14 protein-coding genes are annotated in these 16,413 nt (G+C 64.8%); 8 read left to right on the top strand and 6 right to left on the bottom strand.

The genetic code is table 11. The features are described 5' to 3' along the window. The first annotated feature begins 157 nt into the window (after positions 1–157). The gene (locus ABIC75_RS12105) at positions 158–361 is read left to right on the top strand and encodes a hypothetical protein (RefSeq protein WP_354014106.1); all 204 of its coding nucleotides are present in this window, start codon (positions 158–160) and stop codon (positions 359–361) included. A gap of 16 nt (positions 362–377) precedes the next feature. On the opposite strand, the gene ABIC75_RS12100 is transcribed toward ABIC75_RS12105, so the two are convergent. After that, entirely contained in the window at positions 378–2,126 is a 1,749-nt protein-coding gene (locus ABIC75_RS12100; protein ID WP_354014105.1) for a glucan ABC transporter ATP-binding protein/ permease, read from the bottom strand. Positions 2,127–2,278: 152 nt separating this feature from the next. On the opposite strand from ABIC75_RS12100, the gene ltaE reads away from it, so the two are divergent. Continuing rightward, positions 2,279–3,292 carry a low-specificity L-threonine aldolase gene (gene ltaE / locus ABIC75_RS12095; RefSeq protein WP_354014104.1) on the top strand — a complete coding sequence of 338 codons (1,014 nt, stop codon included), beginning with the start codon at positions 2,279–2,281 and terminating at the stop codon, positions 3,290–3,292. 974 nt (positions 3,293–4,266) lie between these two features. Here ltaE and ABIC75_RS12090 read toward each other — a convergent pair. The 3 genes from ABIC75_RS12090 to ABIC75_RS12080 form a co-directional block, all read right to left on the bottom strand. Next, positions 4,267–5,514, bottom strand: a complete 1,248-nt coding sequence (locus ABIC75_RS12090) for a polyhydroxyalkanoate depolymerase (RefSeq protein ID WP_354014103.1) — start codon at positions 5,512–5,514, stop codon at positions 4,267–4,269. A gap of 98 nt (positions 5,515–5,612) precedes the next feature. After that, complete coding sequence (locus ABIC75_RS12085; protein ID WP_354014102.1) at positions 5,613–6,356, bottom strand: class I SAM-dependent methyltransferase; 744 nt, start codon at positions 6,354–6,356, stop codon at positions 5,613–5,615. A 47-nt stretch (positions 6,357–6,403) separates the two neighbouring features. Beyond that, positions 6,404–6,898 carry an RDD family protein gene (locus ABIC75_RS12080; RefSeq protein ID WP_354014101.1) on the bottom strand — a complete coding sequence of 165 codons (495 nt, stop codon included), beginning with the start codon at positions 6,896–6,898 and terminating at the stop codon, positions 6,404–6,406. Between the two features lie 65 nt (positions 6,899–6,963). On the opposite strand from ABIC75_RS12080, the gene xerD reads away from it, so the two are divergent. From xerD to ABIC75_RS12050, 6 genes are all read left to right on the top strand, one after another. Then, the gene (xerD, locus tag ABIC75_RS12075) at positions 6,964–7,875 is read left to right on the top strand and encodes a site-specific tyrosine recombinase XerD (RefSeq protein ID WP_354014100.1); all 912 of its coding nucleotides are present in this window, start codon (positions 6,964–6,966) and stop codon (positions 7,873–7,875) included. A gap of 107 nt (positions 7,876–7,982) precedes the next feature. After that, a complete protein-coding gene (locus ABIC75_RS12070; RefSeq protein WP_354014352.1) occupies positions 7,983–8,741 on the top strand; it encodes a DsbC family protein in 759 nt (252 codons plus the stop codon). Positions 8,742–8,926: 185 nt separating this feature from the next. Then, positions 8,927–12,787, top strand: coding sequence for a phosphoribosylformylglycinamidine synthase (purL, locus tag ABIC75_RS12065; protein ID WP_354014099.1), 3,861 nt, complete (start codon positions 8,927–8,929; stop codon positions 12,785–12,787). 69 nt (positions 12,788–12,856) lie between these two features. Then, positions 12,857–13,570 (top strand): hypothetical protein, encoded by a 714-nt coding sequence (locus ABIC75_RS12060; RefSeq protein ID WP_354014098.1) that lies wholly within the window; start codon positions 12,857–12,859, stop codon positions 13,568–13,570. A 177-nt stretch (positions 13,571–13,747) separates the two neighbouring features. Continuing rightward, complete coding sequence (locus ABIC75_RS12055; protein ID WP_354014351.1) at positions 13,748–14,620, top strand: glycosyltransferase family 2 protein; 873 nt, start codon at positions 13,748–13,750, stop codon at positions 14,618–14,620. Next, positions 14,617–15,516: a DMT family transporter gene (locus ABIC75_RS12050; protein ID WP_354014097.1), complete on the top strand. Its 900-nt coding sequence runs from the start codon at positions 14,617–14,619 to the stop codon at positions 15,514–15,516. Before ABIC75_RS12055 ends, ABIC75_RS12050 begins: the two co-directional genes overlap by 4 nt. 25 nt (positions 15,517–15,541) lie before the next feature. On the opposite strand, the gene ABIC75_RS12045 is transcribed toward ABIC75_RS12050, so the two are convergent. Both ABIC75_RS12045 and ABIC75_RS12040 read right to left on the bottom strand, forming a co-directional pair. Further along, positions 15,542–16,066, bottom strand: a complete 525-nt coding sequence (locus ABIC75_RS12045; protein ID WP_354014096.1) for a DUF2127 domain-containing protein — start codon at positions 16,064–16,066, stop codon at positions 15,542–15,544. Between the two features lie 141 nt (positions 16,067–16,207). Beyond that, entirely contained in the window at positions 16,208–16,402 is a 195-nt protein-coding gene (locus tag ABIC75_RS12040) for a YbdD/YjiX family protein (protein WP_354014095.1), read from the bottom strand. Positions 16,403–16,413: the final 11 nt, after the last annotated feature.

Genomic DNA, 16,413 nt, shown 5'->3' with positions numbered 1-16,413 from the left:
ATGCGCGCAAGACTTAAGCTGCCTTTTTCAGACAAAGGCGTCGCTATATTTGGCTCCCGTGTTTGATTCCCGCCGACCGAGTCCTGTGCATTTCCATGGGTGGGTTCGGCGGCGCTTCAAGCCACCAACACGCATTATTTGCAATGGGGGCAGTTCGATGATCGAAATTACAGACCATGCTGGTCGCAAGCATTTTGTGGCATCCGCTCACATCAGTGACATTCGCGAGATTGAATTGGCAACGGGTGTTGGCATTCGTTCGCACGTTCGCCTCACTGACGGCCGCGTCATCCAGGCTCGCGATGAGGCTTCGATGCTGGCTTCGGCGATCTTCAACGAGCAGAAGCGCACAGACCGCTAAGTGCTTCCGGGGTCGATCATTCGCCGGACGGCGCATCGGGCGCGAACTGGCCTTCCTGCGCGAGGCGGGCGAAAAGCCCGTCTTGTGCGATCAATTCGGCATAGCGGCCCTGTTCCACCAATTGCCCCTGATCGAGCACGAGGATGAGATCAGCGTTACGCACCGTCGATAGGCGATGCGCAATGACGAAGGTGGTCCGGCCGATGGTGAGCCGGTCCAGCGCGCGCTGGATGCGCGCCTCTGTGGCGTTGTCGAGCGCGCTGGTGGCTTCGTCGAGGATCAAGATCGGCGCGTCCTTCAGCATGGCGCGCGCAATCGCCAGGCGCTGCCGCTCGCCGCCAGAGAGTGATCGGCCGCGCTCGGCCACCAGCGTTTCCAGTCCCTCCGGTTTGCGTGCGATGAACGCCGCAGCTTCCGCGGCTGCAACGGCGGCCTCGATCTGGTCCGGTTCCGCTTCGGGGTTGCCCACGCGCAGGTTGTCCAGGATCGAGCGGTAAAACATGCCTGCGTCCTGGAACACCACGCCGATGTTCTGCCGCAGCGATTCCAGCGTTACATCGCGAACGTCGTGTCCATCCACCGTCACACGCCCTTCGCTGGGATCGTAGGCGCGATACAGCAGGCTCAGCGCCGTGCTCTTGCCGGCGCCCGTGGGGCCGACGAGCGCGATGGTGCTGCCGGGTGGCGCGCGGAAATTCAAACCATGCAATGCCGGCTGCACGGGGTCGTAGCCAAAGCTGACGTCCTCGAACACCACCTCGCCTCGCACACGGGGCAGGGCGAGCGCGCCGGGGCGATCGGCGATCTCCGATTTGCGATCGAGTACGGTGAAGAAGTCACGCAGCGACTGCGACTGGAAGAACAGGTTCGAGAGGAAGGTGGCGAACTGTTCCAGTCGTCCGATCAGCAGCATGGAGAAGCCCACGAAGCTGACGATGCCGCCCACGCTGATCTCGCCACGCGAATGCAGTGCCGCACCCACCGCAAAGATCGCCACGATGGTCAGCGTGCTTGCGGCGCGATTGAGTACCGACAGGATCGCCCATCCGCGCAGCACCGGATATTGCGCATTGAGCGTGCGCGTCATCAGTTCATGCAGGGCGCGCGATTCGGCCGCAAGTCGAGTGAAGCTCTGCACCACCGTCACGTTGCCGAACACATCGCCTGCGCGCGTGGCGATCTCGTGGTGCAACTCTTCCACTTCGCCCTGCGCCTTGTGCGTGCGCTGCACGGCCACGGCGTTGAAGATGGAAAAGCACAGCAGCAGCGCAATCATCAGCAGCGCCAGCTTCCAGTTGATCCAAAGCGCCACCGGCACCATCACGAAGATGGAAAGCAGGGTGGCGAGATGTTCGCGGAAGAAGCTCAGCCAGAGATTGAACAGGTTGCTCACGCCCACGTTCATGATGCGCGACAGACGTCCGGTGTGATATTCGCCGTGGAACGACATGGGCATGGACGCGGCGTGTTCGAAGAACAGTGCGATGGCGGCGAGCCGTCGCCGATGCGCCAGCCGGTCCGCGTGTAACGACACCCACACGTTCGCCAGCACGCCGGCGAAACCCACGCCCGCCCATAGCGCGATCAGGCGCGGCGCATCGCCTTCGTGCGCGCTGCCCAGAGCATCCACTACGCGACCGAACAACACCGGTTCGAGAAAAAATACGCCAGCCAGCGCAAGATTTGCCAGCGCCAGGGTGATGGCCAGTTTCTTTTCCGGCGCCAGCAAGCCGATGACGCGCAAGTACAGACCCAGGAACGACATGGTGGCCCCGAACGACTGGTGGCTCCACCTCATGTGGAGACGTCGCCGCAAGGCTAGCCCAAGCCGATGTCATATGTACGTGTTCAAGGCTCTTGCTCCCGGTTGGGCGAACGATCAAGCTTTCGGTCTGTTCAACGCAACGGAAGTCCATCGTGGAACCCATCGACCTGCGCAGCGATACCGTCACCCGTCCCACGCCGGCCATGCGTGCCGCCATGCTGGAAGCCGCCGTGGGCGACGACGTCTACGGTGAAGATCCCACGGTGAACGCGTTGCAGCAGCGGCTGGCCGCCGATCTCGGTTTCGAGGCGGCGCTGTTCGTGCCCACCGGCACGCAGTCGAACCTGATCGCGTTGATGTCGCATTGCGAGCGTGGCGACGAATACCTGGTGGGTGCCGACGCACACACCTACAAATTTGAAGGCGGTGGCGCTGCCGTGCTCGGCTCGATCCAGCCGCAGCCGATTGCACACGACGTGGACGGCAGCCTGCCGCTCGACAAGGTGGCCGCCGCGATCAAGCCCGTCGATCCGCATTTCGCGCGCACGCGCCTGCTGGCGCTGGAAAACACCTGGCACGGTCGTGTCCTGCCCATGGACTATCTGAAGGCGGCACGTGCTTTCGCCAGCGAACGTGGGCTGGGTTTGCATCTGGACGGCGCGCGTCTCTTCAACGCCGCCGTGGCATGCGGTGTGCCGGCGCGAGAAATTGCCAGGTATTTCGACAGCGTGTCGGTATGCCTCTCCAAGGGGTTGGGTGCACCCGTGGGTTCCGTGCTGGTGGGTTCGGCTGCGCTGATCGAGAAGGCGCGTCGCTGGAAGAAGGTGACGGGTGGCGGCTGGCGACAGGCCGGCATGCTGGCCGCTGCCGCACAGTACGCGCTGGATCATCATGTGGATCGCCTCGCCGACGACCACGCTCGGGCGGTGATGCTGGCGGCAGGCCTGGGTGATTTGCCCGGTGTGAAGCTGTTGGGTCAGCACACCAACATGGTGTTCATCGATGTTCCGGCGGATCGCCTGCGCGAATTGGACGTCCATTTGCGGAGTGCAGGTATTCGCATCAGCATCGGTTATCTGCCGACGTTGCGGTTGGTGACGCATCTGGATATCGATGATGAAGGTGTGGCGCGGACTATTGCGGCGTTTCGGCAGTTTTTTGGTTGATTCTTGGCGGGGTGGTCTTTCTCGTCCCTTGGAAAGGAGGAGTGCCCTTGCCTCGCTGGATAGAATCACAAAGTCTGTTCGTCATCCCGGTGCAGGGCGGGATACAGTTTTGTCAGTCTTCGGTTGTTGCGATATCGCCACCTGGCTCGCCTACGGCGGGCTTCCGACGACCTGCCGGTCGCCGGGTCACTTTTCTTTGCTTGCCCAAAGAAAAGTAACCACCGAGATGGTGGCAATGCCAAAAGAAACGGCCCCCCGGATGACGCGCCTTCCGGGCGTAGCCCGGAAGGTCCGCGTGCGGGTTGCGGGGTTTTTCGACAGGACGTCCGTGTCCTGTCGAAAAACTGGCCGGCATCCATGCCGGCCACCCTGCGGGCTTTCCTTCACCCGCCCGCCGCTGTCATACGGGGACCCCAAGAGCCAGAGCCAAAGCTCGCAGCAGTAGTGTTTTCGCGAGCACCCGCCCCCTCTCCCCAACCCTCTCCCACAAGGGGAGAGGGAGAAGTGCGGTGCACGGAGACGGCTTGAAGAGCGAAGCCAAAGCAAAGGCCGATGCGCAGTGAGGCTCCGCTTTAAGTCCTCAACGATTCGGGCGCGTTGCGCAGCGCTACGGAGTACCCGCTGTGTGGCCTCCCATGGGTGTCCCGCCACGACCATCCTCGAGCGCTCGGGCTTATCCCAACACGATGCTGCGAGCCTTTGCTCTGAAGGCCATTTTCTTTGGGTTACTTTTCTTTTGGGCCAGCAAAAGAAAAGTGACTCGAGCGGCGGCAGCCGATCGAAACGCCCGCCGCGTAGGCGGCCCGGTTGCAGCAGCGCCGCAAAAGCGCGATCAGGCGTAATCGCGACAACCTAAAACCGGGGCGCTGGATCCCGGCCTTCGCCGGGATGACGAGCAAAAAGAGAGGGATTTCGGCTCCGCCGTGAAAACGGAGCCGAAAGAGCCGAAAGAGCCGAAAGAGCCGCGCGCCAACTCAGCGCGCATCAAACCTACGAATAAACTCCCGCACCTGCGGATAAACCGTCTGCCTCCACCGGCGCCCACTGAAAATGCCGTAGTGGCCCGCGCCTTCCACCACGCGATGCTCGCGTCGATCCGCCGGAATGCTGGTGCACAGATCATGCGCCGCTTCGGTCTGCCCCAGGCCCGCGATGTCGTCCAGTTCGCCTTCGACCGTGAACAGCGCCGTCTTCGTAATGGCGGAGGGCTTCACGCGTTCGCCCGAGACATCCCACAGGCCGCGCGGCAGCAGGAATTGCTGGAACACGGTGGAGATGGTGTCGAGGTAATACTCGGCCGGCATGTCGAGCACGGCGTTGTATTCGTCGTAGAACTTGCGGTGTGCTTCGGCGTCGTCCTGGTCGCCGCGCAGCAGGTTCTCGTAGAAGTCCCAGTGCGAGTTGAGGTGACGGCCCGGGTTCATGGCGATGAAGCCGGCGTGCTGCAGGAAGCCTGGATACACTTCACGACCGCTACCCGGATAATTCGGCGGCACGGTATGGATCACGTTGCCGCGGAACCAGCTGAGCGGGCGGTTGGTGGCGAGGTTGTTGACGCCGGTCGGGTTGCTGCGCGGCTCGATCGGGCCGCCCATCATGGTCATGCTGAGCGGCGTCTTTTCGCCGCGCGCGGCCATCAGCGATACGGCGGCCAGCACCGGCACGGTCGGCTGGCACACCGAAATGACGTGCACGCGCTCGGCGCCGATGTGGCGTATGAATTCCTCGATGTACGCCACGTAGTCGTCGAGATGGAACGCGCCCTCGCTGGCCGGCACCATGCGCGCATCGACCCAGTCGGTGATGTACACCTTGTGGTCCTGCAGCAGCGTTTTCACGGTGTCGCGCAGCAGCGTGGCGTGGTGGCCGGAGAGCGGCGCCACGACCAGCACGGTCGGGTCGTTCTTCAGCTTTTCGATGGTGTCCGGATCGTCGCTGAAGCGCTTGAAGCGCTTGAGCTGGCAGAACGGCTTGTCCAGCATCACGCGTTCGATCACGGCAATTTCCTGGCCGTGCGCGGTGACCTGCGGGAGATTGAACGCGGGCTTCTCGTATTCCTTGCCCAGACGGTGCAGCAGCTCGTAGCCGGCCGCCATGCGCTGGGCGCCGGGCAGATGCGAAAGCGGGCTGGTGATGTCGCTCAGCAGCTTGGCGCTGGCTTCGGCGTAATGGCTCAGCGGGCCGAGGAAAGCGCGCTGCCACTCATGGATCTGATAAAGCATCGGGGTGGAACCGGGAGGCGTCAGAGGCAGGCATCTTACCCGGTTTGAGGCGGTCGTGCTGCGCCGCCGCATTGTCTCAGGCTTGCTGAATCAGACGCTTACGCGCGGCGACAAAGCAGCAGCAGCTCGTCCACGCCATCGCAGTCCGGCATGCCGCGCTGCCACTGCAGCGGTTTCTGCAGGCGCAGGCCCAAGGGCATGATCACCCGGTTGTACCACCACAGGGCGCGTTCCCGCTGGTGTGTCAAATACCACTGGCCTAGGCCCAGCAAGGTCTTGGAGGTGGGTTGCATGCCGTAGATGGCGCTTTGCTCGATGGTCCAACCATGCGATTCCAGCTTGCGCAGGATCTGGCTGGGCTCGTAGCGGCGATAGTGGCCCACGAACTCGTCGAACGCCGTCCAGGCCTCTTCATGCAGCGGCACCGAGAGCAGCATGCGTGCGTCGGGTGCTGCGACGCGGGACAGCTCGCGCAGCGCCTTGTCGTCGTCGGCCACGTGTTCAAGGATGTCCAGCGCACAAACCAGGTCGAAACTTGCATCGGCACAGGGCAGGGCGCCGATGCTGGCGCGCGTGGCGCTGGCGCCATGCGAACGCAGCTCGCCGAGGGCGGCCTGGCTGATGTCGACGAAGTACGTGCCGTCCAGCGGCAGGCGCGGACGCAGGCCCGGTGCAATTTCCAGACGACGAGGCAAGGCCATGGCCAGTTCGCGCACCATGGGCCAGGTGTTGAAACGCGATGGGTCCACGAGTCGCGAGCCCGACCACAGCGAATCGTAGAACGCCTGGTTGACGTGATTCAGTTCGGTGGCGGTGCGATGGGAAAGCGCAAGCGACGGCATACAAGGAGTGTTGCCTGAAACCACTTCACTTTCATGTGAAGCTTTCCTTACTTGCACAAAATCGTGCGCGCGATCACATCGTGGAGAGCTCGTCGCTGCGGATCGACCATGGCTACGCCGAACCAGCCGATCCATGCGATGGCCACCGCCCACAGTGCCGCCCTTGTACCTATCCACGGCGCCAATGCGAGCAAAAACAAAGGCGCGGCGGCAGCGAACAAGCGTACCAGCGCCTGTGTTGGCGACACGGCAAGACCTTGCGCATTTCTCAGGCGAATGCGCCACGGACGCATGCCCAGCGTTTGTCCGCCGCGCAGCCACGACGCAACGAAATACGCCGATACCACCAGCGCCTGCAGCGGCTGGTACCACCAGGCGATGCGCGCGTGTCCATCGGTGCTGATCAAGGTGCCGCCCGTGACGCGCTGGCACACGTAACCCACCACCATCACGATGGCCACCACGGCGAGCAGGTCATAGACCAGGGCGATCAGGCGACGCCACAGCGGGCAGTAGACATCGGTGGCGGGGATGGAAGTCATCGAAACGGTGGCCCGTAAAAAAGGAACGCTTGCACGTGGCGAGGCGGGCGGCGAGCATCGCGTCCATGCAGCAAGAAGAACCCAGTATCGCCGAAGCCGACCGCCGCAGCATCGATGCCTTCATCGAGCGCGTGTGGTCCGAAGATGGCCTTTCCGATCGCACGCTCGAAGCCTATCGCCAGGACTTGGAAGGTCTCGCACGCTGGCTCGGCAGGCAAGGCCAGAGTTTGCGCAGTGCCCAGCGGCATCATCTGTCGGCGTATCACGGCAGCCAGCCGGTGGCGGTGCGTTCGCTGGCGCGACGTCAGTCGGCGTTTCGCCGGTACTACGCGCACGTGGCGCGCATCGAGCCGGGATTCGACGATCCCACATTGTTGATCGAGCGTCCCAAGACGCCGCGCAGCCTGCCCAAGGCGCTGGCCGAACGCGAGATCGAAGGCCTGCTCGATGCGCCGGACATCGCCAGCACGCTGGGCCTACGCGATCGCGCGATGCTGGAACTGATGTATGCCTCAGGCCTGCGTGTGTCCGAGCTGGTCGAGCTGCCGCTTGCCTCGCTCAACCTCCGGCAGGGCGTGGTGCGCGTCACCGGCAAGGGCGGCAAGGATCGCCTCGTGCCCATCGGCGAGGTGGCGGCCGAACGCATCGAGGCCTACCTGGCCACGGCGCGTCCGGTGCTCGCCAAGGGGCGCCAACCCGCGGCGCTGTTCCTGAGCAATCGCGGCGAAGGCATGACGCGGCAGATGTTCTGGACGCTGGTGAAACGTTACGCGGTGCAGGTGGGCATCGTGTCCAAGCGCATTTCGCCGCATGTGCTGCGCCATTCCTTCGCGACCCACCTGCTCAACCACGGCGCCGACCTGCGCGCCCTGCAGATGCTGCTGGGCCACAGCGCACTCAGCACCACCCAGATATACACCCTGGTGGCGAAGGAAGGTCTCAAGCGCCTGCACGCCCAGCACCATCCCCGCGGCTGACCGACGCCCGCTGTGCCAAACGGCCCGCATACGCGTTCATGTGGCTGTGCCAGAATGGCTTTCCCCCACGTTTCCCCCTGGGGAAATGCATGTCCAAGAGGTCCGCAATGTTCAAGAAATGGTTGCTGGCGCTGTGCGTCGGCGGATTGACGCTCAATGCCTGTGCCGCACCCGATGGCACGGCGGGCGTCGCTGCCGGTCAGGAATCGGCCATCCGCAAGGCTGTGCTCGGGCTGGTGCCCAATGCGAGCATCGATTCGATCCGCCCGGCGCCCATGCAGGGCTTCTATCAGGTCATTGCCTCGGGCCATCTGGTCTATGTGTCCAGTGATGGCAAGTACATGCTCAATGGCGACCTGATCGATTTGAGCAAAAAGAAGAACATCACCGACGACGGCTGGGCCGATTACCGCAAGGCCGAGCTGGCCAAGGTGCCCGAGGCCGATCGCATCGTGTTCTCGCCGGCCAACCCGCGCTACCGCGTCACCGTGTTCACCGACGTCAACTGCGCCTACTGCCGCCAGCTACACGAACACATTGCCGACTTCAACAAGGCGGGCATCGCCGTGGAGTACGTGGCCTGGCCGCGCGAAGGCGTCACCAACGAAGCCGGGCGTACCACACCTACCTATAACGAGATGGTGTCGGTGTGGTGTGCCAGTGACCGCAAGGCGGCATTCACCGCCGCCAAGCAGGGCAAGACGCCCAAGGCCACCAACTGCCCCAACCCGGTGAAGGACGAATTCGAGCTGGGCGTGAAGCTCGGCGTATCCGGTACGCCCACCATCATCGGGGCCGATGGCGCCATGCTGGGCGGCTACGTGACGCCGGACCAGCTGCTGCAGGCGCTGAAGTCGGGCGGCTGAAGTTCTTCCAATCGGCCCGTTTGGGTGTCTGAACGGGCCTGAATTTTCATGGGATTCAGGCGTTTGGGTGATTTTTTCGGTGTTGGGCAAGCCAATGCCGCCCCATGAGCCGCGATGCTGCGTCGCGGCAGTCTTGATGCGCCATGGGGTACAATCGGCGTTTTCGCCTACCTCCCGTTCCCCGCATGATCGCACTCGACGGGCAGAGCGCCCTCTCGCCTTTTCGCCTCGAACGCCTCAACGCACGCCTGGAAGCCATTCATCGTGGCACGCGTGTGCAGGCGTCGTGGTTCGTTTATTTCATCGACGCCGACCGCACGCCGGAGGGCGAGCAGCATCGTCGCCTGCTGGAAGTGCTGGAGGCCAAGGAAGGCACGCCCGAATCCGCCTCGCTGTGGGTAGTGCCGCGTCTGGGCACGATTTCGCCGTGGTCCAGCAAAGCCACCGACATCCTGCATGGCGCCGGTTTCGACGTGCATCGCGTGGAGCGTGGCGTGGCCTGGCAAGTGGCCAGCCTGCCGGCGCTCGGCAGCGCGCAGTACGACGCGGTGGTGACCGTACTGCACGACGCCATGACGCAATCGGTGCTCACCGACCTGGGCCAGGCCAAGAGCCTGTTCCTCGGCGGCAAGCCCGGTCCGCTGGTCTACATCGAGCTGGGCGGCGACCCCAAGGGTGCGCTGGACCAGGCCAACAAGGAACTGGGCCTGGCGCTGGCCGATGACGAGATCGAATACCTGGTGGCGCGTTACGCCGAACTGGGCCGCGATCCCACCGACGCCGAACTCTTCATGTTCGCGCAGGCCAATTCCGAGCACTGCCGCCACAAGGTATTCAACGCCAGTTGGACGCTGGACGGCGAGGCTCAGGAAAAGAGCCTGTTCGGCATGATCAAGAACACCCACCAGCATTCGCCTGCCTACACGCTGTCCGCCTACAAAGACAACGCGGCGGTGATCGAAGGCTCCGAAGGCAAGCGCTTCTTCGCCGACGAAGACGGCGTGTGGCGCGCTCACCCGGAACGCATCGATTACGCGATCAAGGTGGAAACGCATAACCACCCGACGGCCATCGCGCCGTGGCCGGGTGCGGCCACGGGTGCCGGCGGCGAGATTCGCGACGAAGGCGCCACCGGCCGTGGTGCCAAGCCGAAGGCGGGCCTGACCGGCTTCTCCGTGTCCGACCTGCGCATCCCGGGCCTGCCGCGTCCCTGGGAAGTGGATCGCCCGCTGCCGCCGCACATGGCCACCGCGTTCGAAATCATGCGCGATGGTCCGCTGGGCGCCGCCGCGTTCAACAACGAATTCGGTCGCCCCGCGTTGGGCGGCTATTTCCGCACCTACGAGCACGAGACCGGCGAAGCCGGCGTGCGCCGCGGTTACGACAAGCCGATCATGATCGCCGGCGGCCTCGCCAATATCCGCACGGACCACGTGCAGAAGCGCGACGTGCAGCCGGGCAACAAGGTGATCGTGCTGGGCGGTCCGGCCATGCTGATCGGCCTGGGCGGCGGCGCCGCCTCGTCGGTGGCGTCGGGCACGTCCAGCAAGGAACTCGATTTCGCCTCGGTGCAGCGCGACAACGCCGAGATGGAGCGTCGCGCGCAGCAGGTCATCGACAGCTGCTGGGCGCGTGGCGACAAGAATCCCATCGTCAGCGTGCACGACGTGGGCGCGGGCGGCCTTTCGAACGCCATTCCCGAGCTGCTCAACGACGCCGGCGTGGGCGGTCGCATCGATCTCTCCACCATTCCATGCGACGACCCGTCGTTGTCGCCGATGCAGATCTGGAGCAACGAATCGCAGGAGCGCTACGTGCTCGCGATCGGGCCGGACGATCTCGCCGAGTTCGAGGGCTATTGCAAGCGCGAGCGTTGCCCGTACGCCGTGGTCGGCGATGCCACGGCCGAGCGTCGCTTGGTGGTGCACGATCCGCGCACCGACACGCTGGTGATCGACCTGCCGATGGACGTGCTGTTCGGCAAGCCGCCGCGCATGCATCGCGATGCCAAGCGTCTGAAGCCGCGCGTGGATCTGTTGCCCGACCTTGCCGGCATCAGCATGGACGAAGCACTGATGCGCGTGCTGCGTCTGCCCACCGTGGGCAGCAAGAGCTTCCTCATCACCATCGGCGACCGCACCGTCGGCGGCCTCAATGCGCGCGACCCGATGGTCGGCCCGTGGCAGGTGCCGGTGGCCGATTGCGCGGTCACCATCACCGACTTCGACGGCTATACCGGCGAGGCGATGGCGATGGCCGAGCGCGCACCGGTGGCGCTGCTCAGCAGCCCGGACGCCGCGCGCCTCGCCGTGGGCGAAGCCATCACCAATCTCGCTGCCGCACCGATCGCGTCGCTGGGTGAAGTGCGTCTGTCGGCGAACTGGCAGGCGGCGGTGAATTATCCCGGCGAAGACGCCGCGCTGTTCGACGCGGTGAAGGCCGTGGGCATGGAGCTGTGCCCCGAGCTCGACATCTCCATTCCGGTCGGCAAGGACTCGCTGTCCATGCAGACCGTGTGGAAGGACGGCGACACCACGCAGCGCACCGTCTCGCCGGTGTCGCTGGTGATTACCGCGTTCTCGCGCGTCACCGACGTGCGCCGCACGCTCACGCCGCAGCTGCGACTCGATCGTGGCGATTCCGAACTGTGGCTGCTCGACCTGGGCGCCTGCCGCGATCGACTCGGCGGCTCCGCACTCACCCAGGTGTTCAACCGCGGCGGCGGCGTGCCGCCGGATCTGGATGATGCCAAGCGCCTGAAGGCGCTGTTCGACCTCGTGCAGGAAGCCAACGCCAACGGCCTGCTGCTGGCCTATCACGACCGCTCCGACGGCGGCGTCATCGTGACGCTGCTGGAGATGGCGTTCGCCGGCCACTGCGGCCTCGAAATCCATCTGGATGGCTGGGCGGAAGCCACGCTGCGCGCGTTGTTCAACGAAGAGCTCGGCGCCGTCATGCAGGTGGCTTCGGCCAACCGCGAGGCGTTCGAGGCGCTGCTGGTGAAGCACGGCCTCACCGGCATGGCGTATCGCATCGGCCGTCCCAAGGAAAAGCTCGGCATCAAGCTGTTCCACAACGGTGACACGCTGTTCAAGTGGAATTGGCGCACGCTGTTCCAGGCGTGGAATGAAACCAGCCACGCCATGCAGCGCCTGCGCGACAACCCGGTCTCCGCCGATGCGGAGAACGAATGGCGCCTGGACGATGCCGATCCGGGCATCCATCCCAAGCTGACGTTCGAACCGTCGGACAACATCGCGGCGCCATACATCGCCAAGGGCGCACGACCGCGCGTCGCCGTGCTGCGCGAGCAGGGCGTCAACGGCCAGGTCGAAATGTCTGCCGCGTTCACGCGTGCCGGCTTCGATGCGGTGGACGTCCATATGTCCGATCTCGCCAGCGGCCGCATCAAGCTGGCTGACTTCCGCGGCTTCGCGGCGTGCGGCGGTTTCTCCTACGGCGACGTGCTCGGCGCCGGCCGCGGCTGGGCCACGTCCATCCTGTACAACGAATACCTGCGCGCGGAATTCAGCACGTTCTTTGCCGACCCCTCGCGCTTCGCGCTGGGCGTGTGCAACGGCTGCCAGATGATGGGCCAGCTCAAGGACATCATTCCCGGTGCGCAGCACTGGCCGAAGTTCCTGCGCAACGCGTCCGAACAATACGAGGCGCGCGTGGCCACGGTGGAAGTGCTCGATTCGCCGAGCATCTTCTTCAAGGGCATGGCCGGTTCGCGCATTCCGGTGGCGGTGGCGCACGGTGAAGGCCGCGTGAGCTTCCCGTACAGCTGCAGTCCGTCCAAGGCGGGCGGTGCGCTGCGTTACGTGGACAACCGCGGCAAGCCCACCGAAGACTTCCCGCTGAATCCGAATGGTTCGCCGGGCGGCCTCACCGGCTTCACCGCGGCCGACGGTCGCGTGACGATCATGATGCCGCATCCGGAACGCGTGTTCCGCAGCGTGCAGATGAGCTGGCATCCGGAGAAGTGGGGCGAGGATTCGCCGTGGATGCGCATGTTCCGCAACGCACGGGTGTGGTGCGGCTGATGCGTTGCCGCCACGCTGGGCCGGTGAAAAAGGTCTAGCGTGGCTACGGTCGCACGCTGGCTTTGGCGGATGCTTCCGGCAGCAGCGTGGACGTGCGTGGTCGCGCTGTTGCCGTGGTGGCTGGGCCTGTCGCTGGTGCTCTTGTCGGCCTTCGGTGCGGTGGTGTTCGACCGGCGTGTCGTCCGTTATGCGGAGTGGTGCCGCCGTGCATTGCGCTGGGGCTTGCCGGGCCTGTTGTTTGCCGTGCAGCGTGCACTGGGTGGCGACCTGCTTGCCTGGGGCGCGGCCTTGCTCGGGGCACTGGTGGGTTTTTCGCTGGTGGTGCTGATGGAGTCGCTGCTCGATCATCGGGTAAGGCGCACGCCCGCGGCGAAGGCGACGCCCGAGTGGAGCGAACTGGCCATGGCGCCGATCGGGCCGCCCGCGCACATCATCGAACTGGCGCGTGCGAACTGGCAGGAAGCCACGGGCGAATGCATCGATGCCGCAGGCGTGGCGCGATTCGAGGCCAGCGGCGAAGGGCGGGGACGTTACGTGTTCGCGCAAGGACAGATCATCGACCAGGCCAGTCCGCGCTATTGCATCAGTCCGGGCGGCCGATGGTTCGCCGCCAACCTGCCGGGCGGACGCGGCGAAGTGCTGTGGGACCGTCACGGCGGTCATATCCATCGCCTGACAGGATGGCAGCTGAGCGGTTGGGACGGCGATCAGCCGTGGCTGGCGCAAGGCAACGATGGCGTGCCGGCGCCGCTGCATGAAGTGCTGGGGCAGGGTCGCTCCTAGCGTTTTCCCGCGGCGAAATCGTATCGGGTCGCGGATCGACATACACTTGGATGTTCCCCGGGGCGACGCGTCGATGACGGCAGTTCGAACCCTGTGGGGCCATTCGGGCACTCACGACGTTCTGGACAACGCATACTTGTGGCTGTGAACAACGACGCATCTCCTTCCTTGTCCTCCGTGTTGCCGGTCAGCGTGATCGTGGTGGCGGCCGACAGCGGTCCCAGCCTGCGCGACTGCGTGCGGCGGGTGCTGGCGTGCGATGTGCCGCTGGAAATGATCCTGGTCGACAACGCGTCGGACGACGGCATTCCGCAGGCGATCGCGCGTGCGCACGAAAGCGATGCGCGGCTGCGGGTGGTCTACAACCACGCCAATCTCGGTTTTGGTCCCGCGGTGAATCGCGGCGCCGCGCAGTCGCACGGCAAGTCGCTGCTGGTGCTCAACCCCGATTGCCTGATCGACAACGACACCTTGCAGCGCATGCTCGAGATGCTGGCTGCGCATCCGCGCGCCGGCGTGATCGGCGCGGTGGTGTGCGATGAAAACGGCACGCCCGATCCGGCCTCCTATCGCCGCGATCCTCTGATGCGCCGCGCATTGAACACGCTGTTCAAGCGCGGCGGCGAAGGCATCAACATCGAAGGGCCGATGCCCAACGCGCTGGTCGAGGCCGAGGCGGTGTCGGGTGCGTTGATGCTGATGCCGCGTCGCGTGTTCGAATACCTCGCCGGCTTCGACGAAGACTACTTCCTGCACTGCGAAGACCTGGACATGTGCCGCCGCGTACGCGATGCGGGTTATCACGTGATGCTGGCGGGCGACGTGCACGTGCTGCACGGCAAGGGCAGTTCCAGCCGTCATCGTCCGGTGTTCGTGAGCCGGCACAAGCATCGCGGCATGTGGCGCTGGTTCCGCAAGTTCGATCCGGATGCGCGCAAGCCCTGGGTCGCTGCCGTGGTGTGGCTGGGCATCTGGACGCATTTCCTGCTGCAGATTCCCGGCCAGCTGTGGCGGCTGATGCGGCGCAAGCGATCGCAGGACGCCGCATGACTGTACCTGCGTCGCGAACGGCCACATGGGCCACGCTAGGTCTTGTTTCCGTCACCGCCATCTGGGGTTCCACCTTTTTCCTGATCAAGGATCTGGTGACGCGCATGCCGGTGGCCGATTTCCTGGCCGTGCGCTTTCTGATCGCCGCGGTTGCGATGGCCGTGTTATTCCACCGGCCGCTGTTGCGGCTGAGCCTGCGCGAGTGGTGGCAGGGCATGGCGCTGGGTGCCATCTATGGCATCGCGCAGCTGTTGCAGACGTCCGGACTGGAACATACCTCGGCCAGCATCAGCGGCTTCGTCACCGGCATGTACGTGGTGTTCACGCCGTTGCTCGGCACCGTGCTGTTGCGCCAGCGCCTGCCTTCGGTGACCTGGATTGCCGTGCTGCTTTCCGTGGGCGGCCTTGGGCTGCTCGCGCTGCATGGCCTGAGCATCGGCTACGGCGTGTGGCTCACGCTGGCGTCGGCGGCGCTGTATGGCCTGCACATCGTAGGGCTGGGCACATGGTCGCGTCCTGGCAGCGCGTTCGCGCTGTCGACGGTGCAGATGATCGTGATCGCTTCAATCTGCCTGTTGGCCACCTTGCCGTCGGGACCGACGTTGCCGCCGGATCTCGGCGCCTGGGCGGCGGTGGTCTACATGGCGCTGGCGGCCGGTGCGGGCGCCATGCTGGTGCAGACCTGGGCGCAGGCGCATCTCTCGCCGACGCGCGCGGCCATCGTGATGACGCTGGAGCCCGTGTTCGCGGCCGGCTTTGCCGTGACGTTCGGCCAGGACGCGCTCACCTGGCGCATGCTGGCCGGCGGCGCGCTGGTGCTGGCGGCGATGTATCTGGTGGAACTGGCGCCGCGCAGCAGCGCGGTGAAGGCGGAAGGCCTGCACCACGAAGTGTGAGCGCGCTGTTGCCGGCGCGCAGTCGTCAGTTCTTGAGCTTGGGTGGCCTTGGCTGCATCGCAATCCGCACCAGATAAATCACGATGGCCACATTGGCGACCAGAGCCCCCAGCTTGAGCCAGCCGAACTTGTGGATGGTCTCGTACAGCTCCAGCGGAATCAGCGAGCCCGTGGCGATCACGGTGAACCATTCCGCCCAGTGCTTGCGCAGCCACAGGCCGGTGCCCTCCGTAGCGAAGATGGCGGCATAGGCCAGCGCCACGAGGCCAATGGCCACGAACTTGCTCGGCCCCAGCGACTGCAGCACTTCCACCAGTCGCCAGCGCAGGCCGTTGCTGTCGGTGAGCGACAGGTGTTCCAGCCAGTGCACCAGTTTTTCGAAGTTCTGCTCGCGGTCGAGGTGGAACGCGAAGATGGCCACCAGGATCAGGCACACCGTCTTCACCGCCTTGTAGATGGCGATGATGCGCAGGCCGAGACTGTGCTGGGCCTCGATCTCCGAAGAGGGCTGCAGGCGAGGGTGGTGGTGATGGTGGTGGTGTTCGGTCATCGGGAATCGTGCGGTAGCGAGCGGCCATGATCTGGGCGCGATGATGAAGGCTAGGGCACTGGCTGCCCAGTCCCGTTCAGAGACGAGAAAGGCCATGCCCCGCCGGGACACGGCCTTTGGTGTGCGCCGACCGAACCCAGCCTAGCAGCAGCGTCCGCCGGTTCCCTTGTAGCGGGCAATTTGCCGCTCCCGGAAAAACTCCTTGTAGCTGGGCACGGCGCGGTCCGGATGGTGTTCGCGCAGATGCTTCACGTACACGTCGTAATCGGGAACGCCACAGCAGAGGCGGGCGGTTTGCACCGCCCACTTCCGGATGGCCTGCAGGCGCAGTTTCATGATGGCAGCCC

The sequence above is a fragment of the Dyella japonica genome (assembly GCF_040545895.1).
GTDB lineage: Bacteria > Pseudomonadota > Gammaproteobacteria > Xanthomonadales > Rhodanobacteraceae > Dyella > Dyella japonica_D.
The sequence above is the reverse complement of the archived record's forward strand: the minus strand, read 5'-3'. Positions and strand labels throughout refer to the sequence as shown.